The organism is Rhodococcus sp. LMD, assembly GCF_056108245.1.
Genome location: NZ_CM148557.1, coordinates 1,745,747 through 1,769,504, shown reverse-complemented (window position 1 = coordinate 1,769,504; position 23,758 = coordinate 1,745,747). Strand labels below are relative to the sequence as shown.

General features: G+C 70.1%; 28 protein-coding genes. 9 read left to right on the top strand and 19 right to left on the bottom strand.

The features are described 5' to 3' along the window. Complete coding sequence (locus ACWPQI_RS08290) at positions 1-852, bottom strand: hypothetical protein (protein ID WP_253260990.1); 852 nt, start codon at positions 850-852, stop codon at positions 1-3. A 373-nt stretch (positions 853-1,225) separates the two neighbouring features. Between ACWPQI_RS08290 and ACWPQI_RS08285 the strand changes: the two genes are divergently transcribed. Then, on the top strand, positions 1,226-1,522 hold the full coding sequence (locus ACWPQI_RS08285; RefSeq protein WP_010595792.1) for a chorismate mutase: 297 nt from the start codon (positions 1,226-1,228) through the stop codon (positions 1,520-1,522). A 74-nt stretch (positions 1,523-1,596) separates the two neighbouring features. On the opposite strand, the gene ACWPQI_RS08280 is transcribed toward ACWPQI_RS08285, so the two are convergent. The 3 genes from ACWPQI_RS08280 to ACWPQI_RS08270 all read right to left on the bottom strand — a co-directional run bounded on the left by ACWPQI_RS08280 (position 1,597) and on the right by ACWPQI_RS08270 (position 4,747). Further along, positions 1,597-2,064, bottom strand: a complete 468-nt coding sequence (locus tag ACWPQI_RS08280; protein WP_010595791.1) for a hypothetical protein — start codon at positions 2,062-2,064, stop codon at positions 1,597-1,599. Positions 2,065-2,152: 88 nt separating this feature from the next. Then, complete coding sequence (locus ACWPQI_RS08275) at positions 2,153-3,577, bottom strand: aldehyde dehydrogenase family protein (RefSeq protein ID WP_010595790.1); 1,425 nt, start codon at positions 3,575-3,577, stop codon at positions 2,153-2,155. Positions 3,578-3,673: 96 nt separating this feature from the next. Next, positions 3,674-4,747, bottom strand: a complete 1,074-nt coding sequence (locus tag ACWPQI_RS08270; RefSeq protein ID WP_010595789.1) for an alpha/beta hydrolase — start codon at positions 4,745-4,747, stop codon at positions 3,674-3,676. 149 nt (positions 4,748-4,896) lie between these two features. On the opposite strand from ACWPQI_RS08270, the gene ACWPQI_RS08265 reads away from it, so the two are divergent. After that, positions 4,897-6,984 carry an elongation factor G-like protein EF-G2 gene (locus ACWPQI_RS08265; RefSeq protein ID WP_474738742.1) on the top strand — a complete coding sequence of 696 codons (2,088 nt, stop codon included), beginning with the start codon at positions 4,897-4,899 and terminating at the stop codon, positions 6,982-6,984. 13 nt (positions 6,985-6,997) lie between these two features. Here ACWPQI_RS08265 and ACWPQI_RS08260 read toward each other — a convergent pair whose 3' ends face one another. From ACWPQI_RS08260 to ppk2, 3 genes are all read right to left on the bottom strand, one after another. Continuing rightward, a complete protein-coding gene (locus tag ACWPQI_RS08260) occupies positions 6,998-7,687 on the bottom strand; it encodes an alpha/beta fold hydrolase (RefSeq protein WP_474738741.1) in 690 nt (229 codons plus the stop codon). A gap of 33 nt (positions 7,688-7,720) precedes the next feature. Beyond that, positions 7,721-7,891 carry a hypothetical protein gene (locus ACWPQI_RS08255; protein WP_017680406.1) on the bottom strand — a complete coding sequence of 57 codons (171 nt, stop codon included), beginning with the start codon at positions 7,889-7,891 and terminating at the stop codon, positions 7,721-7,723. Between the two features lie 135 nt (positions 7,892-8,026). Continuing rightward, positions 8,027-8,974: a polyphosphate kinase 2 gene (ppk2, locus tag ACWPQI_RS08250; protein WP_010595786.1), complete on the bottom strand. Its 948-nt coding sequence runs from the start codon at positions 8,972-8,974 to the stop codon at positions 8,027-8,029. A gap of 190 nt (positions 8,975-9,164) precedes the next feature. On the opposite strand from ppk2, the gene ACWPQI_RS08245 reads away from it, so the two are divergent. From ACWPQI_RS08245 to ACWPQI_RS08230, 4 genes are all read left to right on the top strand, one after another. Continuing rightward, complete coding sequence (locus tag ACWPQI_RS08245; RefSeq protein ID WP_010595785.1) at positions 9,165-9,617, top strand: DUF5994 family protein; 453 nt, start codon at positions 9,165-9,167, stop codon at positions 9,615-9,617. Further along, on the top strand, positions 9,607-9,792 hold the full coding sequence (locus tag ACWPQI_RS08240; protein WP_124258589.1) for a hypothetical protein: 186 nt from the start codon (positions 9,607-9,609) through the stop codon (positions 9,790-9,792). The genes ACWPQI_RS08245 and ACWPQI_RS08240 overlap by 11 nt, the downstream gene beginning before the upstream one ends. A 105-nt stretch (positions 9,793-9,897) precedes the next feature. Further along, on the top strand, positions 9,898-11,046 hold the full coding sequence (locus tag ACWPQI_RS08235; protein WP_017680408.1) for a serine hydrolase domain-containing protein: 1,149 nt from the start codon (positions 9,898-9,900) through the stop codon (positions 11,044-11,046). Positions 11,047-11,102: 56 nt separating this feature from the next. Next, on the top strand, positions 11,103-11,783 hold the full coding sequence (locus ACWPQI_RS08230; protein WP_040275827.1) for a DedA family protein: 681 nt from the start codon (positions 11,103-11,105) through the stop codon (positions 11,781-11,783). Between the two features lie 88 nt (positions 11,784-11,871). On the opposite strand, the gene ACWPQI_RS08225 is transcribed toward ACWPQI_RS08230, so the two are convergent. From ACWPQI_RS08225 to ACWPQI_RS08205, 5 genes are all read right to left on the bottom strand, one after another. After that, positions 11,872-13,086, bottom strand: a complete 1,215-nt coding sequence (locus ACWPQI_RS08225) for a GNAT family N-acetyltransferase (protein ID WP_010595782.1) — start codon at positions 13,084-13,086, stop codon at positions 11,872-11,874. A 66-nt stretch (positions 13,087-13,152) separates the two neighbouring features. Next, entirely contained in the window at positions 13,153-13,437 is a 285-nt protein-coding gene (locus ACWPQI_RS08220) for a hypothetical protein (protein WP_048772943.1), read from the bottom strand. After that, entirely contained in the window at positions 13,437-13,748 is a 312-nt protein-coding gene (locus tag ACWPQI_RS08215; protein ID WP_048772945.1) for a hypothetical protein, read from the bottom strand. Before ACWPQI_RS08215 ends, ACWPQI_RS08220 begins: the two co-directional genes overlap by 1 nt. Continuing rightward, on the bottom strand, positions 13,745-15,124 hold the full coding sequence (locus tag ACWPQI_RS08210) for a hypothetical protein (RefSeq protein ID WP_234420180.1): 1,380 nt from the start codon (positions 15,122-15,124) through the stop codon (positions 13,745-13,747). The genes ACWPQI_RS08215 and ACWPQI_RS08210 overlap by 4 nt, the downstream gene beginning before the upstream one ends. After that, complete coding sequence (locus tag ACWPQI_RS08205; protein WP_082335508.1) at positions 15,121-15,417, bottom strand: type VII secretion target; 297 nt, start codon at positions 15,415-15,417, stop codon at positions 15,121-15,123. The genes ACWPQI_RS08210 and ACWPQI_RS08205 overlap by 4 nt, the downstream gene beginning before the upstream one ends. 243 nt (positions 15,418-15,660) lie before the next feature. On the opposite strand from ACWPQI_RS08205, the gene ACWPQI_RS08200 reads away from it, so the two are divergent. The 3 genes from ACWPQI_RS08200 to ACWPQI_RS08190 all read left to right on the top strand — a co-directional run bounded on the left by ACWPQI_RS08200 (position 15,661) and on the right by ACWPQI_RS08190 (position 17,190). Continuing rightward, positions 15,661-15,993 (top strand): hypothetical protein, encoded by a 333-nt coding sequence (locus tag ACWPQI_RS08200; RefSeq protein WP_017680414.1) that lies wholly within the window; start codon positions 15,661-15,663, stop codon positions 15,991-15,993. Then, positions 15,990-16,613, top strand: a complete 624-nt coding sequence (locus tag ACWPQI_RS08195; protein WP_017680415.1) for a DUF3558 domain-containing protein — start codon at positions 15,990-15,992, stop codon at positions 16,611-16,613. The genes ACWPQI_RS08200 and ACWPQI_RS08195 overlap by 4 nt, the downstream gene beginning before the upstream one ends. A gap of 97 nt (positions 16,614-16,710) precedes the next feature. Further along, the gene (locus ACWPQI_RS08190; RefSeq protein WP_474738740.1) at positions 16,711-17,190 is read left to right on the top strand and encodes a hypothetical protein; all 480 of its coding nucleotides are present in this window, start codon (positions 16,711-16,713) and stop codon (positions 17,188-17,190) included. Positions 17,191-17,221: 31 nt separating this feature from the next. Here ACWPQI_RS08190 and ACWPQI_RS08185 read toward each other — a convergent pair whose 3' ends face one another. The 7 genes from ACWPQI_RS08185 to ACWPQI_RS08155 all read right to left on the bottom strand — a co-directional run bounded on the left by ACWPQI_RS08185 (position 17,222) and on the right by ACWPQI_RS08155 (position 23,581). Further along, complete coding sequence (locus ACWPQI_RS08185) at positions 17,222-17,401, bottom strand: hypothetical protein (RefSeq protein ID WP_017680417.1); 180 nt, start codon at positions 17,399-17,401, stop codon at positions 17,222-17,224. Positions 17,402-17,619: 218 nt separating this feature from the next. Next, complete coding sequence (gene ribB / locus ACWPQI_RS08180; protein ID WP_474738844.1) at positions 17,620-18,831, bottom strand: 3,4-dihydroxy-2-butanone-4-phosphate synthase; 1,212 nt, start codon at positions 18,829-18,831, stop codon at positions 17,620-17,622. 5 nt (positions 18,832-18,836) lie between these two features. Beyond that, positions 18,837-19,322 carry a flavin reductase family protein gene (locus ACWPQI_RS08175; RefSeq protein ID WP_395705380.1) on the bottom strand — a complete coding sequence of 162 codons (486 nt, stop codon included), beginning with the start codon at positions 19,320-19,322 and terminating at the stop codon, positions 18,837-18,839. Continuing rightward, positions 19,319-19,822 carry an NADPH-dependent FMN reductase gene (locus tag ACWPQI_RS08170; protein WP_474738739.1) on the bottom strand — a complete coding sequence of 168 codons (504 nt, stop codon included), beginning with the start codon at positions 19,820-19,822 and terminating at the stop codon, positions 19,319-19,321. The genes ACWPQI_RS08175 and ACWPQI_RS08170 overlap by 4 nt, the downstream gene beginning before the upstream one ends. A gap of 24 nt (positions 19,823-19,846) precedes the next feature. After that, positions 19,847-20,878 (bottom strand): ABC transporter permease, encoded by a 1,032-nt coding sequence (locus ACWPQI_RS08165; protein WP_064066743.1) that lies wholly within the window; start codon positions 20,876-20,878, stop codon positions 19,847-19,849. Beyond that, the gene (locus ACWPQI_RS08160; protein WP_064066744.1) at positions 20,878-22,416 is read right to left on the bottom strand and encodes a sugar ABC transporter ATP-binding protein; all 1,539 of its coding nucleotides are present in this window, start codon (positions 22,414-22,416) and stop codon (positions 20,878-20,880) included. Before ACWPQI_RS08160 ends, ACWPQI_RS08165 begins: the two co-directional genes overlap by 1 nt. Beyond that, on the bottom strand, positions 22,403-23,581 hold the full coding sequence (locus ACWPQI_RS08155; RefSeq protein WP_304434361.1) for a sugar ABC transporter substrate-binding protein: 1,179 nt from the start codon (positions 23,579-23,581) through the stop codon (positions 22,403-22,405). Before ACWPQI_RS08155 ends, ACWPQI_RS08160 begins: the two co-directional genes overlap by 14 nt. Between the last annotated feature and the right edge of the window lie 177 nt (positions 23,582-23,758).

Sequence of the window (23,758 nt, the reverse complement as noted above, 5' to 3'; positions counted from 1 at the left end):
TCAGGTGGGATCGCCGAGGTCGTGCCGATGCACGCGCTCGGTCGCCGCGGCCGACCCGAGTTCCGTGCGGGCCTGCGGATTGCTCGCATAGAACTCGAGCACCCGGAACAGCAGCACCGGGTCGCAGTCGAACTTGCGGGAGTCGATCTCGATCACCGGTTCGGGAGGCAACCGGTCCAGGCGGAACAGCCGGCTGGTCCGTCGTCGCGCCCAGGCCGCGGCCGGCGTGCCCAGCACCCAGATCTCGGGGAAGCCGTGATGGACGGCATGCACCCCGGCCACCGACACCCACGGCAGATACGACTCGATGGTCCAGCCGCGCTGCCGGATCCCGTCCGGTGTCAGCAGCAGCGCCCCCCGGCGGATCCCGCCGCGCAGCACCTCCACGACGAACGCCGCGCACGGCAGCCCGAATGCCGCGAGGAGCACACTCACCCACGGAACGCCGGGGGCGAACAGCACGATCTCGACGGCAGCGCCGAGCGAGAGCAACGCCGCACTCGTCGTCATGGCGCCCATCAGATGGAAGACCGGGCCGGATGCGCGGATCTCGGTGGCCCCGCGGCCCCGAGCCTCGACGAGACGGATCTCCGGGTCGCCGCGCCGCGGCCGCCAGAACACGTATCCGAAGAGCGCGGTGAGGGCCATCAGGCCGGACAGGATGAGAAAGAACCGCATCACCGCCCAGGCCCCCGCGTGACCGGCATCCCAAGCCCGCCAGAGCGAGACGAGGATCACGACACCCGCCAGGACTATCGCGGCGGCGACCCGGGTATTGACCTTGGGAGGCGGCCACTCCTCCGGGCGGATCATTCGCGCGGAGGCGGACTCGTCTTCATCGGTGCCGTGCACGAAACACCCGTCCCACTGCGTTCCCCTTCCGGAAGCGCCGGGGACCCCGCCGCCCCGACCGGTTGCCGGTAGGTGGGGAACGCTACCGCAGGGCTCACCGATCGTGGCGCACGACACGCACCGCGACCGCGGTCGCCCGCCGAAGGGACCTTCGACCCTACGCCCGGGGGCCGGATCCGGGCCCGCACGCCGCGGTGTGACCATTGCCACATACGCCCCAGGACGGACATAAAGCCCAGTTCAAGAGGTGTTCATCTCGTGGCCGTCGATCCCGGGCGGCGGGACACGAAAATCTTGTCTACGGATGAGTAACACTGGCGCCGACGGGAACGACACAATCATCGACGATCCAGACGAGACCGGAGGAATCTGCATGACTGTCCAGCTTGATTCGCCTGGCTTCGAGTCCGCCCGCGAGGTGGTTTCGACCCAGGAAGACCTCGGTCGACTGTTCGACGAGATCGGGGAGCTCGACGCGCAGATTCTCGAGGCGATCGAGCGCCGCAGCGAGCTGTCGCGCCGGGCGGGCATCGCTGCGAAGGAGTCCGGGACTGCTCGGCAGGCCCAGAACCTCGAGATGCGAGTCCTCGACCGTTTCGCCGAACTCGGCGCCGACGGCAAGACCCTGGCGATGACGCTGCTCCGCCTCGGACGCACCCGCCTGTCCTAGACCTGACGACTTCCGCGGCCCCCGCACCGATCGGTGCGGGGGCCGCATCGTCGGCACTGCCGGAACACGAACGTTCAGTGCCTCGCGTGCAGCAGACCCTCCCGCACCGAAGCGGGCCGAGATGCCTCGAGCTCGAACTCGGCGAGCGCGCGGCCCGCGACGGCGGCGATGCCCGCCGGCGGCAGCTCCTCGAACTCGCCGAGCACGAGGGCGATCTGCTCGATCGGCGGCAACGTCGAGAACAGCACGGCGTCGTCACCGCAGCCCTCCGCACGCCGGGGCGCCCGGCCCTCCGCGTGCAACAGGTACACGAACCACGACACGGCGTACGCGCACAGTTCGGGACCGATCGGGCCGCGCCAGGTCGCGACCGCCCGTGCCAGCGCCCGGTCCAGGATCGGAGCCGCCCGCTCGGAGCCGACGGACAGCAGCCGAGCGCACGCGGCGAGGTCCGGGAGCCGGCCTTCGAGCACCTCGCGCAGACCACGACCACTCGGGTCGCCCGTGGACCCGCCACTGGGCTCCGGCGGCATGATGTACATCGTCCGCTCCCTCCGTGCATTCCGGCCCGGGGAAACCGATGCCGTCTCCCCGTCTATCGTTCGGCGAGGCCCGAACGTGACGGACCTCTCACCGCAGCAGTGCCTTGACCTCCAGGAATTCTTCGAGGCCGAAGACGCCTGCCTCGCGGCCGACACCGGAGTGCTTGTAGCCGCCGAACGGTGCGTCCGTGTTGAAGGCGCCGCCGTTGAGGTAGACCTGCCCGGTGCGCAGCTGCCGAGCGACTCGCTCGGCCCGGGCGCGGTCGGCGGACCAGACGCCGCCGGAGAGCCCGTAGTCGCTGTCGTTGGCGATGCGCACGGCGTCGTCCTCGTCGCGGTATCCGATGATCGACAGCACCGGCCCGAAGATCTCCTCGCGCGCGATCGTCATGTCCTCGGTCACGTTCGCGAACACGGTCGGTCCGACGAAGTAGCCGGTGCCGAGGCCGGTTTCGCGGCCGTCGAGGACCAGCTCGGCGCCCTCCTCGATGCCCTTGTCGATGTAGGACCGCACCCGCTTGAACTGGTTGGCGTTGACCAGCGGCCCGAGGCGGGTGGTCGCCGCGGCGGGATCGCCGACGGTGTAGGCGCGCGCGACCTGTTCGGCGAGGGCCGCCACCTCGTTCATCCGCTCGGCGGGGACGAGCATGCGGGTCAGGGCCGAGCAGGTCTGCCCGGAGTTCAGGAAGCACTGGGCGACGCCGTCGGTGACGGCGCGGGTCAGGTCGGCGTCGTCGAGGATGACGTTGGCAGACTTGCCGCCGAGTTCGAGCGCGACCTTCTTCACCGTCTCCGCGGCGACGACGGCGACGCGCTTGCCCGCGCGGGTGGAGCCGGTGAACGACACCATGTCCACGTCGGGATGCGCGGCGATGGCCTCCCCCACGACGGGACCGTATCCGCTGACGAGGTTGAACACGCCGGGCGGCAGCCCGGCCTCGTCGCAGAGGTCGACGAGCGCGTAGGTGATCAGGGGCGCCACCTCGGTCGGCTTGAGCACGACGGTGCAGCCGCCCGCGAGGGCCGCGAAGACCTTCAGGACCACCTGGTGCAGTGGGTAGTTCCACGGGGTGATGGCACCGACGACGCCGATGGGTTCCCGGACGATGAGGGCGTTGCCCACCTCCCCGGCGTCGAAGTCGTAGGTCGCGGCGAGTTCGGCGTAGCGGGTGATGTTCTTCAGCGGCATGCCGATCTGGACCGGCTTGGCCAGCGCCACCGGCATGCCCATGTCGCGCGAGACCAGTTCGGCGAGCTCGTCGATGCGCTCGGCCATGAGGGCCGCGACCTTGCCGAGGTGGGCGCCCCGTTCGGCGCCGCTGAGCGCCGACCACGCCGGGAACGCCGCACGCGCGGCGCGGACGGCCCGGTCGACGTCCTGCGCGGTGCCTTCGGCGACGACGGCGATAACGTCCTCGGTGGCCGGGGCGATCACGTCGATCCGGCCGGTGCCGTCGGAGTCCACCCATTCGCCGCCGATGTAGATCTTCGTGCGATCGAGCACGTTGTTCATGTTTCGGTCCTTCTCCCCTGAGTGATGTGCTTCACAGGCAGCGTACGACGCGGGCCCGACGCGCAGCGGGAAGCCGGTCCGGCCCGCCGCGGCGGGTCAGGGCCGGGTCTCGAGGGCGCGCTGGAGCGTCGGCCACGCCTTGGGCAGCTGGTCGCGCCAGTAGCCCCACGCGTGCACCCCGACGGGTTCGTAGGTGACGGTGACGGGGATCTTCAGGGCCCCGAGGCGCTCCTCGAGCCGCTGGGTGCACATCCGCGAGCCGGCCTCGAGGATGCCGCCGAGGACGAGCGTGCGCGCGAGGTCCGGGGTGTCGGGTGTCTCGTGGGGTCCCGGCACGCCGGTCGCGGCGGACAGGTACAGCTCCTTGCCGGCGAGGTTCTCGGCGTGCGCGACGGTGTCGTGCTCGGCCCACTCCCGGCTGCCGGGCGGCCCCCACATGTTCACGGCGTCGCCGCCCTGCGACGAGGTGCTGGTCTGCACGACGGCGCTGCCGAGCAGGTCGACGGTCGAGTAGCAGCCGCTGAACGCGGCGACGCCCCGGTACAGCTCGGGGTGGCGGTGGGCGAGCATCATCGCCGCCTGCCCACCCATCGAGTTCCCGGCGATCGCGTTGACCCCGTTGCTGTTCAGCCGCGCGGCGAGCAGCGGCGGCAGTTCCTGGGTGAGGAAGGTCTCCCACTTGTTGAGCCCGAGCTTGGGGTCGGACTGCAGCCAGTCGCTGTAGAGGCTGCCGCGCCCACCGTTGGGCATGACGACGTTGACGTTCTTGTCGGCGAAGAAGGCGGGCGCGCCGCCGATGTTCATCCAGCCGCTCGTGTGGTTGCGGGCGCTGACCCCGTCGAGCAGGAACAGGGTGGGACGCGGGACGGAGTTGTCGGCGGGGAGCAGGACCTCGACGCCCACGTCGCGGCGCAGGGCGGGGCTCGCGACCGTCAGCCGCACCGCGCGTTCGGCGATCGGGGTCTCCCCCACGATGGCCGCGGTCTCGATGTCACGCAGCTCGGGCAGCGGGCCGGGGTCCTCCTGGAAGGCGGCCGGCACCGAGGAGCCGGAGTTCGACCCGGTGCCGGGTGCCGCGACGGCGGCTCCCGCACCCAGCACGGTCACGGCGGCGAGGGCCGTACCGGTCGTGAGCAGGCGGACGAGTGCCGGACGCCGGGCAACCACCACGAGGACCTCCCTAAACCTCAAGTTCAGGTTGAGAGTAGCCGACGCGCGGGCTTCGTGGTGCCTTTCCGGATCGTCGTCGTGCCCGAAAGACGCCACGGCGACGGAGGCGCCTCCTACACTTTTGGCACAGGCCACGGGAGGAGTCGCCGATGCCCGACCGCTCTGCCGCACGCACCGAACGGGCGCCCGCCGTCGAGCGCCCCGCACAGCTCCGCAACGTCGTCCTCGTCGGCTGCAGCGGGGTCGGCAAGACCACCCTCGCCGAATCCCTCGCGCTGGCCGCCGGCGCCGTGGGCCGGGCCGGCCGGACCGCCGACGGCACCACCGTCTCCGACTACGAGGCGATCGAACAGCAGCACCGTCGCTCGGTGCAGCTGGCCGTGCTACCGCTCGCGTGGAACGGGGTGAAGATCAACATCATCGACACCCCCGGGCACCCGGACTTCGACGCCGAGGTCCGCGCGGGACTGCACGCCGCCGACGCGGCCGTATTCGTAGTCTCCGCAACCGATCCCATCTCCGCCGCCACCCGCACCCTGTGGCGCGAGTGCGCCGAGACCGCGATCCCCCGCGCCATCGTCGTCTCCAAGCTCGACGTCGCCCGCACCGGCTTCGACGACATGCTCACCGCGTGCCACGACGCGTTCGACCTCGGCCCGGACACCCTGCGCCCGGTCTACGTGCCGGTCTTCGACGGCGGCCGCCCCTGCGGCTCGATCGATCTGCTCACCGGCCGCGGCTACGGCAATCCTGCCGCCGTGCCGGACACCGGCGCCGCACGCGAGAGCCTCGTCGAGGCGATCTCCGGCCAGGACGACACCCTCATGGAGCGCTACCTCGCGGGCGAAGCCCTCGACACCGAATCCCTCGACGAGGGGCTGCGGCACGAGATCGTCGACTGCGCACTGCATCCCGCGCTCGCCACCACCGACTACGGGGTGGGCGCCGCCGAGCTCCTCGACCTCCTCGCGATGGCCTTCCCCGACCCCACCCACCGTCGCCCGACCGCCCCCGCCGCCGACCCCGAGGCCCCACTGGCGGCGCAGGTGATCCGCGTGGCCGGGGACGCCTACGTCGGACGCATCAGCCTCGTGCGGGTGTACTCCGGAACCCTGCGGCCCGACACGACGATCCGGCTGGCCGGAGCCGCCGGCGACGACACCACCGAACGCGTCGCGACCCTCACCAGCCCGTTCGGCCGGCAACAGCGCCCGGTGCCCGAGGCCGTCGCCGGCGACCTGGTCTGCATCGCCAAGCTCCTCACCGCCCAGCCCGGCGACACCCTTTCCGACGCGGGGGAGTCGACCCTCCTGGACCGCTGGCCGCTACCCGAGCCGCTGCTGCCGGTGGCCGTCGAGGCCCACACCCGCAGCGACGACGACAAGCTCTCCCAGGCCCTCGCCCGGCTGACCGCCGAGGACCCGGCCCTGCGCCTCGAACAGAACCCCGACACCCACCAGCTGGTGCTGTGGTGCACGGGCGAGGCCCACGCCGAGGTCGTCCTCGACCGGCTCCGCACCCGCCACGGCGTCCACGTCGACGCCGTCCCCTACCGGGTGGCGCTGCGCGAGACGTTCGCAACCCCGGCCAAGGGCCACGGCCGGCTCGTCAAACAGTCCGGCGGGCACGGCCAGTACGCGGTGTGCGACGTCGAGGTCGAACCGTTGCCCCTGGGCGGCGGCATCGAGTTCGCCGAACGCGTCGTCGGCGGCGCCGTACCCAGGCAGTTCTTCCCGTCCGTGGAGAAGGGCGTGCGGGCGCAGGCCGCCAAGGGGGTGGCCACCGGGAACCCGCTCATCGACGTCCGCGTCACCCTCGTCGACGGCAAGGCGCACTCGGTGGACTCCTCCGACGCCGCGTTCCAGACCGCGGCCGGGCTCGCCCTGCGTGACGCCGCCACACACACCGAGGTCACGCTGCTCGAACCCGTCGCCGCGGTGCGGGTGATCCTGCCCGAGGAGTACCTCGGCGCCGTCCTCGGCGACCTGTCCGCCCGGCGCGGCCGGGTCCTGGGCACCGAGAGCGCCGAGCCGGGCCGCACTCTGCTGCGCGCGGAGGTCCCCGAACTCGAACTCGCCCGCTACCCAGTGGATCTGCGGTCGCTCACGCAGGGCACCGCGGAGTTCTCCCGGATGCACCTGCGCTACGAGCCCATGCCGGCCGCGGCGGCGGCACAGTTCACCGGCGGGCAGCGCGAGTCCACGTCGAACGGCAAGTCCCGCAACGGAAACCGGTAGCGTCCCGGGCAGATCATTCCCGCAGCAGCAGCGACGCCAGTTCGGCCGGGCGGGCGAGGGCCGGCAGGTGGCCGGTGTCGATCACCTCCGGCTCCACCCCCACGCGTTCGTGCGCGAGCCGCTCGATCAGCGGCAGCGGGAACAGCCGGTCGTGCCGGCCCGCGATCACCCGCACCGGCACGTCCGGCCACCGCCGCGCCCGCCACGCCGGCTCGAACGCCGACTCCGCCATGTCCGGCTGCTCGTGCGCGAACGCCTCGTCGACGACGTCGTCCGGCACGTCGTGGAAGAACAACGCGTGCGGATCCAGCGGCGCGTCCGGGTCACGTCCGTCGGCGACGTCCTGCGCGCGCTTCGCCTCGGCCTGGCCCACCGCCGACCACCACTGTCCCGGCGACTCGCCCGGCGCCGGGATCATCGGCGCCACCAGGACCAGCGCGTGGACCGGCATCCGCTCGGCGACGATCGCCGCGGTGAACGCGGACATCGACTGCGCCACCACCGTCGGTGGGCGCGCGAGGTCACGGCAGGCCGCCACCACGACGTCCGCGTACGCGTACTGGTCGGCGCCGGGGTCGGTGTACGGGAGGTCGACCGGCACGACCTCGTGCCCGCGCAGCAACGGCGCCACCCGGTGCCAGTACCACGAGTCCGACCCCGCCCCCGGCAACAGGACGAAGCTGCGGGTCGTGGCACCGGGCATCGTCGGCGGCCGATCCGTCACGAGAGGGGCCGGTCAGTCCGGCGCCTCGTCGCCGGTCTCGATCGGACGCTGCTCCTCGCGGTCCGAAACGCTGCCCTCGACGCCCTCCTCCTCGCGTTCGCTCTCGACCCGCTTCTCCATGTCGTCCACCAGGTTCTCCAGGTCCTCCCCGGTGACCGGGGCGGGACGGTCGGTGGCCTCCACGGGCTCTTCTCGGTCATCGCGCTGTTCCGGACTTCCCACGGTGTGACGTCCTTTCGATGTCGGCCGACCTCGGTCGGTGCAGCCCTCCCGCATTACCCGGTCGCCCGCGCCCCGAAACCGCGCACCGGGCGCACATCACACCGTCGGGAAGGTCTCCGAGGGGCGCTCCCCCTCGTCGTAGACCGTCTCGGGTGAGCCGATGATCTGGGCATCCGGGGTGCCGACCACGCGCGGATTCTTGCCGGTGTAGTCGAAGCGATGCAGCACCCACTTCATCGCCTCGATCCGCGAACGCTTCTTGTCGTTCGCCTTGACGATGGTCCACGGGGCGTGCGGGGTGTCGGTGTAGAACAGCATCGCCTCCTTCGCCTCCGTGTACGCGTCCCACTTGTCGAGGCTCGCGAGGTCCGTCGGCGAGAGCTTCCACTGCTTGACGGGGTCCGTGCTGCGCGCGACGAACCGCGCGTGCTGCTCCTCGCGGCCCACCGAGAACCAGAACTTGACCAGGTGGATCCCGGACTGCACCAGCATCCGCTCGAATTCCGGTGCGGAGCGCGTGAATTCGCGGTACTCGTTGGGGGTGCAGTAGCCCATCACCCGTTCGACACCGGCCCGGTTGTACCAGGACCGGTCCATCAGCACGATCTCCCCGCCCGCCGGCAGGTGCTCGACGTAGCGCTGGAAATACCACTGCGTGCGTTCCCGCTCGGTCGGCTTCTCGAGCGCCATCACCCGCGCACCGCGGGGATTGAGATGTTCGGTGAACCGCTTGATCGCCCCGCCCTTGCCGGCCGCGTCGCGCCCTTCGAAGATGACGACGATCTTCTCGTTGTGCTCCTTGACCCAGGCCTGCAGCTTGAGCAGTTCGATCTGCAGCTTGCGTTTGCGGGCCTCGTACTGCCGCCGCGTCATCTTCGTGTCGTACGGATAGCCGTTCCGCCACGGTTCGTCGACGTCGGCGATCCGATTCTTGCGGCCGGACTTCCGCAGCAGCTCGCCGATCTCGTCGATCTCCGGGGTGACGTCGATCTGACCGTCCGACGCGAGTTCGAACGGTTCGCCCTTCTCGTTCAACTCGTCCACTCCGTGAGATTACCGCCGCCACCGGCCCGTCGCGGTCCGAACGCCGGTGCGACCCGCGGCGCATTCGCCCGTTTCCACCCCACCCTGTAGGCTTCGAGTCATCGATGGGCATTTCGCATCGGGCTTCCCGCCCGGTGGGCCCCGATTGGAACATCTTCCGGCTGATTCGCGGCCGACCAAGGAGCGTCCCGTGACGCACACACCGCGGCCCGGACAGCGCGGCACCGACCGGGGTGTGCCGGCGCAGCCGGGAACGCAACCGTTCCCCGAACCCACCCGCACCCCGCGGCTGTTGCTGCGTCCTGCCGGGGCACCCACGTCGTCCGTCGACGGCGCCTGGTTCCCCTGGACCCAGAACATCACCTCGGAGCTGCACGACCTGGTCTCGGCGCTCGCCCCGAGGCTCGGGCCCGTCGTGCGGATCGCGTTCGAATGGAATGCGGTCAGCTCCGCCCAGCGGCGCATCGACGACGTCGACGGCATCGAGATCACCGGTCCGATCCCCGGCCAGCCGTCGACTCTGATGTATCTGTTCGGCGAACACGGCACCCGGCTCGCGCTGACGATCGTCGCGCCCCACACCGACCCCGACCGCGCCTACGAGATCATGCGGACCGTCGCCGGTGTGCCCGATGAACACTGACCCGCTTCCCCCGACGATTACCACCACAGAACAGGACACCATGCAGCACCACGAGTACCCGATCTTCCTTCAGCCCGGCACCCCCGCCGACGCGGACACTCCCACCGAGGCCGAGACGGATCCCCGCCGGCACGGACCGCACGACTACTCCGGGCTCTTCTCGGCTCCGAACTGACCGGTATATCCCCGCTGCGGGGGGAACATGATCGAATCCGGCGCAGGACCCCGGCGCAGACGTCACACTGAAATCCGGAGAAATCCCCCGAACTCTGGAGACGCCATGCGCCGGCTGTCGATCCTTGCGATGACCACCTTCGTTCTGGCGGCCGCCGCCTGCGGCTCCGACAGCGGCACCGAGGACTCCGCGACGACGACCACCCGCGCGCCCGACTCGGCCCAGGCCGAGCAGTTCCAGGCCGCGCTCGACGACGTGCGCGACGACTTCAAGTTCCCCGGCGTCGTCGCGCGGGTGATCACGGCCGACTACGAGTGGACCGGCAGCTCCGGGACCGCCGGCCGGGACTCGACCGAGCCCCCGACCGCCTCCGACCACACGCGCATCGGCAGCATCACCAAGACGTTCACCGTCACCGCGATCCTCCAGCTGATGCAGGACGGCAAGCTCTCCCTCGACGATCCCATCGGCAAGTACGTGCCGGGTCTGCCCAACGGCGACACCGCCACCCTGCGCCAGCTCGCCGACATGACCAGCGGCATCCCCAGCTACACCTTCGACGAGAACTTCCAGAACCAGCTGTTCGGCGACCCCACCAAGCCCTGGACTCCCGAGCAGCTGCTCGACATCGTGCGTGGTGACCCGCCGAACTTCGCGCCCGGGGAGAAGTGGGAGTACTCGAACTCGAACCTCATCGCCCTCGGCCTGGTCGTCGAGCAGGTCAGCGGGCAGAGCCTGGGCGACTACATCACTGAGCGGATCACCGAGCCCATCGGCATGAGCGAGACGTCGTTCCCCGACGGCACCGACATCCCCTCCCCCCATCTCGACGGCGTCACCGAACAGGGACAGCCGGAGGGGCAGACCACCGACGCCACCAACTGGGATCCGTCGTGGGCGTGGGCGGCCGGGGCGATGATCTCCACCCTCGACGACCTGCAGATCTGGGCGAAGGCCATCGGCACCGGCGAGGGACTCTACGACCAGCAGACCCAGGACGTGCGGATGTCGTCGTTCCTGTACGGGCTGCCGCCGAACACCGCGACCGCGGCGTACGGGCTCGGGCTCGGCGACGCCGACGGCTGGCTCAGCCACACCGGCGAACTGCCCGGCTTCAACACCTACTTCGGCTACAACCAGGACACCCGCGACATCATCCTCGTCGCGGTCAACAGCGACATCCCGAACGCCCAGAACCAGAACCCGGCACCCACCGTGGTGCAGAAACTGCAGGCCGCGCTCGCCGGATCCTGACCGCACGACGGCCGTGGCGGCCCTCACGTCGGCCGGATCCGGCGTGATCGGTCGTTATGGTGGATCAGGTGACTGCCGCACTCCTCGCCGCCATACCCGCCGACGCCGGCGCCCCCACCGACGGCCTCGCCGGCTGGGCGCTGTCCCTCATGGACCGGCTCGGCGGCGTCGGAGCGGGGATCGCGATCGCGCTGGAGAACTTCTTCCCGCCGCTGCCCAGCGAGGTCATCCTGCCGCTCGCCGGGTTCGCCGCGAGCCTCGGCAGCTTCACTCTCTTCGGCGCCCTGTTCTGGACCACCCTCGGCTCGCTCGTCGGCGCCCTCGGTCTCTACGCGGCCGGACGCGGCATCGGCCCCGACCGGATCCGGCGGATCGTCGACCGGCTTCCCCTCGTCGACGTCGCAGACCTCGACCGCACCACCGCCTGGTTCGAACGACACGGCGGCAAGGCCGTGTTCTTCGGCCGCATGGTCCCGCTCTTCCGCAGCCTGATCTCCATCCCCGCGGGCGTCACCCGCATGCCCGCGTGGCGATTCGTCCTCTTCACGACCGCGGGCAGCCTCATCTGGAACAGCATCTTCGTCTTCGCCGGCTACGGCCTGGGCGCGAACTGGTCCCGCGTCGAGCCGTACGCGTCGGTGTTCCAGAACATCGTGATCGGTGGCGTCGTGCTCGTCGCCGGGTACGCCGTGGTCAAGCGGGTGCGCAAGCGCCGCGCGCAGACCGACGCGAACTAGCCGACCTTGCACCCGTTCCGGTCGGCTTGCACCCGTTCCGGCGCGACGAAACGGGTGCGAGCAAGCAGAAACGGGCGCAAGCTCGGGTTCAGAACATGACGCCCGCGAACGGCGCCGAGGCCGTCGCGAACAACTGCTCGACCACCGGCAGCGCGTCCGCGTCGTGCACCTGCACGAGCCCGGCGACCTCGAGCTGATGCCAGCGGGTCCCGCCGAGCAGCGTCGCGGCGAGCGCGGACGCGTCCACCTCCAGCTGCGCCGGCTCGTCCACGCGGTCCGCGCCCGACGCCGAGATCCGGTAGGTGCCGGAGTTCTCCGGCAGCCGGTCGTCGACCACCGCCAACCGCACCTCACCGGGGCCGGCGAACGTCCGCTCCCGCAACGCGGCGGGCACGTCCACGATCCGCAGCCACGTCTCGTCGCCGGCGCGGCGCAGCTGCACCGCCCGGGAGTCCGTCAGCAACCACGGCAACGGGTCGTCCTGCGGCATCGCGACGAACACGAACGTGTCGACCAGATCCAAGTTGAGCAGGAACCGCAGCAGACCGAGGTAGGCCGTGCGGGTCGGCGCGAAGAAGTCCTCGACGACGACCGTGCGCTCCCGGCTGCCGAACCAGGTGTCGGTGCCGATCGGGCGGTAGCGGGCGAAGCCCGTCTCCGCTCCCGGCTCGCCGTGCACCGCGACGTACCGGGGTTCGCGGTCCCCGACGATCCGGTGCTCCTGCGACCGCCACCAAGGCGGGATGCGGTCGATGCTCCCGGGCCGCGACGACGGATTGTCGTCGGCGATGCGCGAGAGCAGGTCCCACGCGTCGTGCGGGTCGACGAGCCGCACCGGCCCGCCCTCCCCCACCGACGGGCGCAACGCCGCCCGCCGCACGTCCAGTTCGACGGTGTGCGTCGTGGTCGCGATGCCGTACCCGAAACGGCCGTAGATCGTCGCCTCGGAGGCCCGCAGCGACGTCACCACCTCACCCCGCTCCTGGGCGTCACTCAGCTGGTGCCGCATCAACGCCGACAGCACGCCCCGACGCGTGTGCGTGGGCAGCACCCCGACGTGCGTGACGGCGGCATGCGGGACGCGGCGCCCGCCCGGCAGGATCATCCCGCTCGACGCCGACTCCACGGTGCCCACCAACTGCCCGTCGACGAACGCGCCGAGCGTGCGGCCCTGCTCACGCTGGGTCAGGATCTGCCCCGGCTGGAGCGGGTTCGGGGCGGGCATCCCGATCATCGCGGTACGGAACAGTTTCGCCGCCGACAGCAGCTCTGATTCGGTCTCGAGGACCCGGATCTCCGGCATTACCGCAGCATACGGGGATCGCGGCGACGGGACCGCCCGGACGTGCCCTCCGCCCTGGGCTGTCGTTCATCGAAGTGCCGCCGCCACCCCACCGAACAACAGAACACCGACCAGCAGCGACGGGACCGCGACGCTGGAGATGGCCAACCCTGTGCCGAATCGACGGACCGGCCCGCGGAACGCCGTCAGCACTCCACCACCGACGAGGGGACCGAGGTACGGCCACGCTGCGTCGCTGCCGGCAATGCCGAGAGGGACCGACGCCACGCACACCAGTCCGCACAGCGCCCCGGCGAAGCTCTCCGGGCCGAACCAGTCGATGCGATCGGTCCACCGCGACTCACGGCTCATCACGACAACGACCACACGACACAGAGAACTACCGCGGCCCCACCGACTCCGAGCGCAATGCCGCGGCGACGTTCGACGCGTGAGCGCGCCAGCACAGCAGCGATGGCAGCCATGACCGCGGCGACGACAACGAGAATCCACCCTTCCGGCGGGTTCGCCCGATAGTCGATCGTGCCGATCGCGGCAACGATCCCGAGGAACAACGACGCTCCGCCGCCTGCGGCGAGCGGCAGGGACCACGTGGCGGCCTCCCAGAAGCCGATCCGATCGAGCCGTTGCGAGATTCCCGACGGAAGGACCGGCCGAATCATCGGACGACCACCACGCGAAGCGGATCCTCCGTACCACCGAGCCTCGTGGGCTGGTGCGGATCCGCATCCGGACGTGTCCCCGCCTCGTAAGGCGGCAACTGAGCGTACGCAGACCTGAAACGCTCGAACGCTTCCGTTCCGACCCCGATCGAATGATGGAACGGAAGGTTGATGAGCGGTCCGTATTCGCTGCCGCTGTCGGCAGGGTCGATCGTGACAGTTTCCGTACCGCCCATGGGCGTATCCCGATAGACCTCGAGCGCCGGGTAGTCCGTGATCACACCGTCGACAGCAATTCCTTCCGGCCGCGGCGATATCACGATGTCACCGTTGACCGTATGCGTTGGTGTCGACACATCCGGAGCGAGAGGGTTTCTCGCGTGGTACTGGATCCGAACGGCACCGTCGGCCGCCTGCTGGACGTCTACGGTCGGCACACCGACCCGTACGTCACCGTCGACCGACACCGAAGGATTCTGACGGGCGATCACCATGCCGTTCTCGTAGTCGACGTAGATCGCGACTCGTGTGTCCTCGACGTCGAATCGGGGATCCTCGGACCGATGGTCACCCAGATCCTGCGGCAGGTTCACCACCGTTTCGGACGGGATGTAGAGCCCGATCCGCACTACGCCCTGACCCGGCACGGGTTCGATCCGACCCGCGACGACCTCCGGCCCGACGCCCGCGTACTTCTCGGCGAAGCTGTTCGCCACAAGGATGTACGCCGTCGCCCAGTCCACCGGGTCGAGCGGGAGCCGACCTGTAAGTCGTTCGAATGCATCGGCGGCATCCGCCCGCCGCTCGTCGCCGGAGTCTGCCCCCGGGGCAGGCGCGGGTCCTGCGAGCACCACGTCCGCCGGAAACCGAACCTCGTCCGATTGCATCGCGGAGAGCGACTCGAGCGCTCTCCGCATCGCCGTTGCAACCCGCGCGTCTTCGTCGCCCAGTACGGTCAACGCGCGGACAATTTCCGTCTCGTGTCGGCTCGCGACCTCTTTCGAGGCTCCGGCCACACCCACCGACGAGACACGCCCATCGTTCGCAACCCGAAACCCCTCACGTTCCGCCGACGCGATGACATGCAGTACGTACGATCGCGCGGCCTCGATGCTCGAGGCTCCGCGGTGAGCAACATCGACACAACGTTCGAGCGCTCCTGCCGCGCGATTCGCCGCATCCACGAATCGCTGCATCCTGGCGCGTTCTTGATCGCCGGCTGCTCCTCGCCAAAACCGGTGCGAGTCGTCGAAGTCGCGCTCCACGTCGCGCTTACGCCGGTCGATCTCGTCACAAAGTTCCTCCCATGCAGCTGCGATCACGACCAGCGAAGCGGTGTCCCAGCGTTGGGCCTGCTCTCTCGTCGCCGGACTCACACTCTGCCCCGCAGGTCGCGCAATGCGTCGGCCGACGCACGATCCACCTCCGAATACGAATTCGCAGCAGCATCAGCCCTCATCGCCACGTCGCGCAGACGAGCGGCCAACTGGGACGTCGATGCGACCACGGCTGCCCACACCTCTTCACATGCCACCGCGGTGCACGATCCGGAAAGCAGATCCCCGACCTCCGACCTGTCGGTGCATTTCTCCAGTGCGGCACCGGCATCGGCAGCCCTTGCTGCAAGCAACCGGAGTTCTTCCGGCACGACGAAAACGCTCTCCCCCATGTAGATGCCCCCTGTGTCCCCAACCTGCCCGATGCACCTTACACAGAAGGACCGCCCCTACTTGCGACTGTCGGATGACCCGACGCCGAAAATTTGACGGCTTCCGCGGCAACGCTCACCGAGTCGGCAGACACCCGGTCGTCCCGCTCATCAGTCGCCAGTGCCTCGCGTTCGAGCGGCGGCGTTCCCATGCCGTCGGCGCGCTACAGTACCCGGGCCGATGGACATCACGGGGGGGATTTCATGGCCGAAGGACTTCGTCTGGATCCGCAGGCGATCGACGAGATCGTCGCGGTCTGCGACACCATGCTCCGAACGCTGAAAGACGCGGCTGAGGAGGCTGGCAACCTGACCGATGCGCCCAGCTTCGGTGGCTTCGCATCGGCCGAGGCTCTCCGCGCCGGATTCGTGCGCAAGGCTCAGGGCACACCCGAATCGCTCTACGAACGGCTCGAACAGTTCTATGTAGTGCTCAAAGGCATGCGGGATCTGTTCGCCGCCGGCGGCGAGGGTTTTCTTGCCGCCGAGTACGACTGGGTGCAGCGTCTGCACGGCGCGAGTTCGGACGAGCAGTGACCGGCCGCCGCACCGCCGGTGCCCTGCTCGCTGTCGGGGTGCTCGCCGGCTGCGCGGTGCCTTCACACTCCGCCATCGCCACGGACGAGCCGCCGACCCCAGCGACTACCACCGCACGCGTGCCCCGGCTGGTCGACGAATCCGACCGACCCCTCGTCGCCTTCGACCCCTGCCTCGACATTCCCGACGACGTGCTCACCGCCGCGGGCTACGACCCGATGTCCGAAGACAATGCAGACTTCGCCGCCACGCACTTCACGATGCTCGGCTGCTCCTACGACGGCACCGTGCACATCCCCGGAGTCCTGGCCAACTATGGTCTGTCCGTGCTATCCGCCAACTTCGACTTCGAGGAGGAACGGCAAAAGGCCAGCGGCAACGGTGATGACCTGGTGCTCACGGAACTCGCCGGCCGGAGAGCACTGTTGAAGACCAATACGTCCCTGCCGTACCGTTGCGGCTTGAGCGTCGAAACGTCATATGGGGTGCTCATATTCGGCCGAATCCACTTCCGCGACAGCAGCGCTCCCCTACCGGAATCCCAGTGGTGCGTCGGCCTGGAGGACACCGTCGGTCGGATCGTCGCGGTTCTCGACGACTTCGAATCGGCATCGCGCTGAACGACATCCGCAGGATTCAGGCAGAGAGCACCGCTCTTGTGTCGGTGCCGCGCGCTACGGTTGATCGCACTGGAGGAAACCACAGAGGAGGCGGCCAGTGAACGACAGCACGGACGTCCCGGAGATCAACACCTGGGACGGAATGATCGACTGGCTCGTCGACTCGTTCACCGACAAGCCGACGGGTCTCGTCATCGACCTGGGACCGAGCGGCTACGTCGCTCCGCTCGACCAGGACGAGGACGAGGACGAGGACGAGGACGAGGACGAGGACGAGGATCTGGTGGTGTGCGCGCAGGTACACGTGCTGGCAGACGGTGTGCTGATGGTCCGCCGCTCCCGGACCGTACTCGGCCGGCTGCGGCTGGACACTCACGCTGTGGACGGGCTCGAGCTCGACCGATGGTTCTTCGACGGCCACTTCGACGACTGCACCGACGGCTACCTCTTCACCCGCGACGTCACCTTGGCTGCCGACGCATGTGTTTCGTGGTTCCGCGACAACCCGGACGCGCCCCCGCTCGACGAACTGGGATGCGAGTACGAGTTCCCCGACACGCTTCCGACCGGCACGTAGCCCCTGGCGTGATCCCCGTGGCTCGTTCCGGTCAGCCGTGCCGCTGTCCGAGCAGACGCTCGAGGCCCGTCTGCCCGATGATCGAGATCCTCTGCCCGAGCCGCAGGCGCTCCCGCACCGCGTACAGCTTGCGTCCCTCGGACTCGTTCAGTCCGTTGCGGACGTCCCCTCGCACGAGCAGCGTGGTCGAGTCGCCGACGGCATCCTGCACGTGTCCGCCGGCGCGCCGGACGAGCTCCGCGGCCTCGTTCCGGGTCCATCTCTGGAGCTTGCCGGATCGAAGACACCGTCGCGCGTATCGTCGCCGCACTAGGCGAGTTCGAGTCACGCAGCCGCTGAGTGACATTCACAGCCGCTCCACCGTCAGTCATACGCTCCCACAATTGAACGTGCGGATGACTGCGCGACGCGCGGATACCGTTCTGCGCCTCAGCCTTCCGCCGCGGGCAGCAGGTGCCCCATCCGCCGCCGCTTCGTCTCCAGGTACCGCACGTTCGCCGGGGCACTGCCCACGTGCAGCGGCACCCGCCCCGACACGACGATGCCGTTGGCCTCGAGCCCGGAGATCTTGGCCGGGTTATTGGTGAGCAGCCGCACCGACTGCACACCGAGGTCGTGCAGGATCGCGGCGGCGCCGCCGTATTCGCGGCCGTCGGCGGGTTCGTCCAACTCGAGGTTGGCCTGCACGGTGTCCAGGCCGCCGTCCTGCAGCCGGTAGGCGGCGAGCTTCTTCAGCAGGCCGATGCCGCGGCCCTCGTGCCCGCGCAGATACACCAGGATCCCGCCCTCGTGGGCGAGACGCTCGAGGGCGGCGTCGAGCTGGGGACCGCACTCGCAGCGCTGGGAGGCGAACGACTCCCCGGTCAGGCATTCCGAATGCACCCGCACCAGCGCACCGTCGCCCGGCTCGCCGGCGAGCAGCGCCAGATGCTCGGCTCCGGTGAGCCGATCCTGGTAGCCGACGGCGCGGAAGGTCCCGAACCGGGTCGGCATCACGGTCTCGTCGGCGCGGACGATCCGTCCCGTCGGCGCGACGGGTGCGGGCAGCGCGTGCGCGGCACGGTAGTTGATCAGCTCCGCGACGGTGAGGACGGGCAGGTCGTGCCGGGCGCCGAGGTCCTCGATGCCGGGCAGGCGCATCATGGATCCGTCGTCGGCGACGAGCTCGGCGATCACCCCGACCTGCGGCAGGCCGGCGAGCGCGCACAGGTCGACGGCGGCCTCGGTGTGGCCGGGGCGTTCGAGCACCCCGCCGGGCCGGGCGCGCAGCGGCAGGATGTGCCCGGGCCGGATCAGGTCGCGGGCGGTGGCGGTGGGGTCGGCGAGCACCCGCAGCGTGGTGGCGCGGTCGGCGGCGCTGATGCCGGTGCTCACCCCGCGCGCCGCGTCGACTGTGATCGTGTACGCGGTCTGCTTCGGGTCCTGGTTGTCGGTCACCATCGCCGGCAGCTCCAGGGCGTCGGCGCGGGCGCCGGTCATCGGCGCGCACAGCAGGCCCGAGGTGTGCCGCACGGTCCACGCGATCCACTCCGGACTCGCGTGGTGGGCGGCGAGGATCACGTCGCCCTCGTTCTCGCGGTCGGCGTCGTCGGCGACGAGGACGGGCCGCCCCGCGCGCAGTGCGTCGAGCGCCGCCTCCATCCGGCTCACGACGCCACCAGCCTGCGGAAGGCGCTGCGGTGGAACACGATCGGCTCGGTGCCGGAGTCGTCGAAGTGCAGTTCGTGGACGCGCAGCACGACGATGGCGTGGTCGCCCGCGGGAACCTGCTGCTCGATCGACACGTCCATCCGGACGCTACAGCCGGCGACGAACAGCGCTCCACCGTCCCGGGTTTCGGTGTCGAGGCCGGCGAACCGGTCTCCCTCCTTGGCCGCGAGCCCCCGGGCGGCACCGTCGGAGTTCAGGACGCTGATACCCAGTCGCGGCCGTGCCGCGAGCCTCGGCCAGGTGGTGGAGGTGTTCTGCACGCAGAACGCCACCAGCGGCGGATCCAACGACACCGGCACGAACGTGCTCGCGGCCATGCCGAGGCGTTCGGAGCCGGTGTCGGCGCAGATCGCGACGACCCCGGACGGGACGTGGGCGAAGGCGCGGCGCAGCGCGGCGCCGTCGAGGGTCAGGGTGGTCATCGGGTCTCCGTCCGGAGAGTGGAACGCAGGACCGGCGCCCAGCGCTCGGCGTAGTCCGCGATCCGGGTGTCGGTGGTGTAGGTGGAGTCGAGCAGGTACAGCCCCGGCGCCGGGGTGGTGGCGCCGAGTTCGACGAGCACCGGCTTGAGCAGCAGGTCGGGGGCCATGGCGTGGGCGGGTCCGGCGCCGAGCATGAGCGGCACGGCGGTGACGTCGCGCAGGCCGTCGCCGGTGGCGAACTGGTCGAGGAAGAGCTTGAGGATGCCGGTGTAGGTGGCCTTGAAGGTGGGGCTGGCGAAGACCACGAGATCGGACGAGGCAACGGTGTCCACCGCCGCCTTGACGGCATCGTCGCCCCAGCCGAGCAGGCCGGGCCCGAGGGTGATCACGTCGACGACGTGGTCGGGGGCGGAGCCGGTGAGTTCGGTGGCCAGGAGGGTGGCGGCGTCGAGGGTGCGGGAGCCGGGCTTGGGGTTGCCGGCGACGACGGTGGTCTTCATGACGGGTGTCCTTCGGTCGGGCGCTCAGCGCGCGGATCGGGAGGCGGTGCGGCGACGGACCGCACCGGAGAGGGCGACGGCGACGACGAGGGCGCCGCCGTAGAACAGTTGCTGGACGAAGCTGGCGACGCCGAGCATCTGCAGGCCGACGACCCCGGCGACGAGGAAGTACACCGCGACGAGGGTGCCGAAGGCGTTGAAGCGGCCGGGCACGATCGCGGTGGCGCCGAGGAACGCGGCGGCGAACGCCGGGAGCATGAACGACTGGCCGGACGACGGGTCGGCGCCGCCGAGCATGCCGGCGTAGACGATGCCGGCCAGGGCCGCGACGAGCGCGGAGGTGACGAGTGCGCCGCCGCGGATGCGGTCGACGTGCAGGCCGCTCAGCCGCGCGACCTGCGGTCCGCGCCCGACGAACAGCAGCCGCCGACCGATCGGGGTGTACTGGAAGATCACCGCGGTGAGCACGACGAGGGCGAGGGCGTAGTAGAACTGCAGCGACACCCCGAATAGGCGGGTGCCGATGGTCGCGTCGACGAGTCCGGCGTCGATGCCGGTGACCGAGGTGGAGTCGGAGATCCACTGCACCACGCCGAGGACGACGGTGCCGCTGCCGAGCGTCGCGATGAACGAGTCGATGTGCAGCCGCACGACGAGCACGGCGTTGACGACGCCGACGACCAGCGCGACGAGCACGGCGACGGCGATGGCCGGCAGCAGCGACCAGCCTTGCTGGACGTTGAGCACCGCGATGGTCATCGCGGCGAGGGACATGGTGGACACGGCCGAGAGGTCGAACTCGCCGGCGGTGAGCGGCACGATCAGCCCGAGGGCGAGGATCAGCAGCACGGCCTGCGAGCCGAGGATGTTCTGCAGGTTGTTCGCGGTCGGGTAGATCTCGGGGCGCAGCGCGCTGAACACGAGCACGACGGCGACGAGGGCCAGCACGAGCGCGTACTTCTCGACCAGCGGGCCGAGCGCGACGCGCGGACGGGTCGAATCTGCTACAGGGGCGGGTCTTTTCGTGGTGGTGGTCTTGTCGAGGGTGACGGACATCAGGCTTTCACTTCCTGTCGGGTCAGGCCGAGGACGCTGTCCGAGATGTGGTGCTTGGAAAGTCGGTCGCCGGTGAGTTCGGCGACGACGTGGCCGCGGGAGAAGACGAGGACGCGGTCGCACAGCACCGACAGCTGCTCGTAGTCGGAGCTGGCGACGACGATGCCCGCTCCCCCGCGCGCGGTCTCGCGGAGCATTTCGAAGATGCGGGCGCGGGCACCGATGTCCACGCCCTGGGTGGGTTCGGCGAGCAGCACCAGCGCCGGGTCGGTCTGGAGCCACTTGCCGAGCAGCGCCTTCTGCTGGTTGCCACCGGAGAGGGAACCGTAGACGGCCTGCGGGTCGCGGGGCCGCACGTCGCAGCGGTCGGCGAGGGACGCGGCGACGGCCCTGAGCGCGCCCGGTTTCACCCAGCCCGCGCCGAGGATCGGCAGCGTGACGTTCTCGGCGACGGTCAGCTCCGGCGCGCTGCCCTCCACCTTGCGGTCCGGCGGCACGTACACGACCTTGCGGGCGAGCGCGTCGATCGGGGTGATCGTCTGCAGCGCAACGATGTCGTGGCCGATCGTCAACCGTCCCCCGCGGGCCGGGCGGGCCCCGTACAGGGCGGGCAGCACGTCGTCGTAGCCGGAGCCGGCGATGCCGGTGAGCCCGACGATCTCGCCGGGGCGCACGTCGAAGCCGATCCCGTCGACGGTCGCGGTCTCGAGTTCCTCGATCCGGGCGAGCGGCGCCGCGTCGTCGAAGTCGCGGACGGGCCCGGCGACGCGGGGGTCGGCGGAGTCGAGGCTGCGGCCGACGATGAGGTCGATGAGCCTGGGGGCGGTGAGGTCGCGGGTGCGGTGGGTGCCCTGGGAGACGCCGTCGCGCAGGACGGTGACGCGGTCGGTGTGGTCGAGCACCTCGTCGAGGTCGTGGGAGACGAACAGGACCGCAGCCTTCTTGTCGGCGACGATCTCGCGGACGACGGTGAACAGCAGGTCGGTGCCCTCGCGGGGCAGGAAGACGGTCGGCTCGTCGAGGACGAGGAGGGTGCGGCGGTCGCCGAGTTCCTCCACGGCCCGCAGGATCGCGACGAGCGCGCGGTCGGTCTCGTCGAGGCTCGACACCGCGGCGTCCGGGTCGACGTCGAGGCCGAAGTGGTCGAACAGGGCTCGGGCGGTGGACTTCTCGCGCCGCCAGGAGATCCACGGCCTCGAGCCGGCGACGACGGGCCCGACGCGCAGGTTTTCCACCACCGACAGGTCGGGCACGAGCGCGAGGTCCTGGTGGACGAAGCTGATGCCGAGTTCGCGGAACCCGCCGGCCGGGACGGGCAGGGCCACGTCGCGGCCGCGGACTTGCAGGGCGGCGCCGGGGTCGGGGGCGTGGAACCCGGCGAGGACCTTGATGAGGGTGGACTTGCCGGAGCCGTTCTCGCCGAGCAGGCCGTGCACCTCGCCGGCGTGGATCGTCAGGCCGACGTCCTTCAGGACGGTGTGGCTGCCGAAGGTCTTGGACAGACCGACGATGTTGACGATGGGGTCAGGGCTGCTCACTGGACCCCCACAGGGCCTCGTAACCGGTGACGTAGGCGGTGCCGTAGCCCTTGTCGGGCTGCGGCGGGGTGCCGGTCTCGTCGATGTTGTCGGCGGTGATGAGCTTGAGCGGGGTCTGCTGCGCGCCGTTCGGGACGGGGTCGTAGCCGAGGAGCAGGCGGCCGGCCTGGTCCATGGTGGCCCAGGCGAGCCACGGGATGGATTCGCCGACGTTCATGGTGACGATGCCGTCGTCCTGCTGGATCTTCAGCACGGCGGGGGTGCCGTTGACGGAGGAGATCTCGACCTGGCCGGTCTTGCCGGCGGCCTTGATGCCGGACTGGGCGTAGAGCGACATCGAGTCGTAGATGGGCAGGACGAAGTCGATGGTGGGGTCGGCGGAGAGGGCGGACTGCACCTCGGACTGGATCTTGGTGGCCCACTCGGCGACGGGCACGTTGACGATCTTGTATTCGCACCGGGGGCAGTACTGCGCGATCTCGTCCTCCATCGCCGCGACCTCGGCCTTGGCGGGCGGGACCTCGTTGGAGGTGATGATCAGGGCGTTGCCCTCACCGTCGGTCCGATCGATCATCCAGTCGACGGTGAGGCGGTTGGCCTCGGCGAGCGGGGCGTCGGTGGTGGCGTCGACGAGCCCCTCGATGTCGGCGGGCAGCGGTTCGCCGCGCAGGATGGTGTGGGTGAGCAGGACGGGAATGTTTGCCGCGTCCGCCTTTTCGAGGGCCGGTTTGATGAGGGAGGCGTCGATGCCCTGCGAGAGGATGATCAGGTCGACCCGCTGGTTGACGGCCTGTTCGACGCCGGTGGCCCACTGGGCGGGCTGACCCTGGTTGGTGTATTCGATCCAGGTGGCGCCGTAGCGTTCGGCGACCTTCTTCGATTCCTCGTCGACGGCGACGTTGTAGGGGTTCTCGCTGTTGGTGGGGATCGCGAAGATCGTCTTGCCGGCGATGTTCCGCATCGGGAAGGGCTCGGTCTCGAGCGTGAACTCCGGGTCGCCCTCGTACTTCGCGAGCTGGGCGCGGGCGTACTCGATGCCGGCGGCGACGTCGGCATCGGAGACGTCACCGCCGCCGGAGCCGGAATTGCTGCATGCGGCGAGACCGAGGGCGGCCGTGAGGGCGAGCGCGGCGATCGCGGCGCGGCCGGGAAGGGTGGTGCGCATGAATTCTCCTGGAGGGGGAAGAGGAGGTTCGACAAGAGGCGGGGCGCGACGTTGCGGAGCCGGCCGATGCGGTCGATGACTTCGAATGTATCGGGTGCCGTGTTGCGACCGGCAACACCGTTGGTTCGTTCGTGTTAACTGCCGTGCGGCTCCGCCGCCCGTGCGCGTTTCTGGTAG

What these genes read in the sequence shown, in the direction of transcription:
- ACWPQI_RS08235 (WP_017680408.1), top strand. Translation starts at nt 9,898, where the DNA reads ATGCGCCGGCTGTCGATCCTTGCGATGACCACCTTCGTTCTGGCGGCC.
- ACWPQI_RS08220 (WP_048772943.1), bottom strand. Translation starts at nt 13,437, where the DNA reads ATGAGCCGTGAGTCGCGGTGGACCGATCGCATCGACTGGTTCGGCCCG.
- ACWPQI_RS08225 (WP_010595782.1), bottom strand. Translation starts at nt 13,086, where the DNA reads ATGCCGGAGATCCGGGTCCTCGAGACCGAATCAGAGCTGCTGTCGGCG.
- ACWPQI_RS08265 (WP_474738742.1), top strand. Translation starts at nt 4,897, where the DNA reads ATGCCCGACCGCTCTGCCGCACGCACCGAACGGGCGCCCGCCGTCGAG.
- ACWPQI_RS08275 (WP_010595790.1), bottom strand. Translation starts at nt 3,577, where the DNA reads ATGAACAACGTGCTCGATCGCACGAAGATCTACATCGGCGGCGAATGG.
- ACWPQI_RS08240 (WP_124258589.1), top strand. Translation starts at nt 9,607, where the DNA reads ATGAACACTGACCCGCTTCCCCCGACGATTACCACCACAGAACAGGAC.
- ACWPQI_RS08280 (WP_010595791.1), bottom strand. Translation starts at nt 2,064, where the DNA reads ATGTACATCATGCCGCCGGAGCCCAGTGGCGGGTCCACGGGCGACCCG.
- ACWPQI_RS08260 (WP_474738741.1), bottom strand. Translation starts at nt 7,687, where the DNA reads ATGCCCGGTGCCACGACCCGCAGCTTCGTCCTGTTGCCGGGGGCGGGG.
- ACWPQI_RS08230 (WP_040275827.1), top strand. Translation starts at nt 11,103, where the DNA reads ATGGTGGATCAGGTGACTGCCGCACTCCTCGCCGCCATACCCGCCGAC.
- ACWPQI_RS08170 (WP_474738739.1), bottom strand. Translation starts at nt 19,822, where the DNA reads ATGAAGACCACCGTCGTCGCCGGCAACCCCAAGCCCGGCTCCCGCACC.
- ACWPQI_RS08200 (WP_017680414.1), top strand. Translation starts at nt 15,661, where the DNA reads ATGGCCGAAGGACTTCGTCTGGATCCGCAGGCGATCGACGAGATCGTC.
- ACWPQI_RS08215 (WP_048772945.1), bottom strand. Translation starts at nt 13,748, where the DNA reads ATGATTCGGCCGGTCCTTCCGTCGGGAATCTCGCAACGGCTCGATCGG.
- ACWPQI_RS08165 (WP_064066743.1), bottom strand. Translation starts at nt 20,878, where the DNA reads ATGTCCGTCACCCTCGACAAGACCACCACCACGAAAAGACCCGCCCCT.
- ACWPQI_RS08155 (WP_304434361.1), bottom strand. Translation starts at nt 23,581, where the DNA reads ATGCGCACCACCCTTCCCGGCCGCGCCGCGATCGCCGCGCTCGCCCTC.
- ribB (WP_474738844.1), bottom strand. Translation starts at nt 18,831, where the DNA reads ATGGAGGCGGCGCTCGACGCACTGCGCGCGGGGCGGCCCGTCCTCGTC.
- ACWPQI_RS08175 (WP_395705380.1), bottom strand. Translation starts at nt 19,322, where the DNA reads ATGACCACCCTGACCCTCGACGGCGCCGCGCTGCGCCGCGCCTTCGCC.
- ACWPQI_RS08205 (WP_082335508.1), bottom strand. Translation starts at nt 15,417, where the DNA reads ATGGGGGAGAGCGTTTTCGTCGTGCCGGAAGAACTCCGGTTGCTTGCA.
- ACWPQI_RS08285 (WP_010595792.1), top strand. Translation starts at nt 1,226, where the DNA reads ATGACTGTCCAGCTTGATTCGCCTGGCTTCGAGTCCGCCCGCGAGGTG.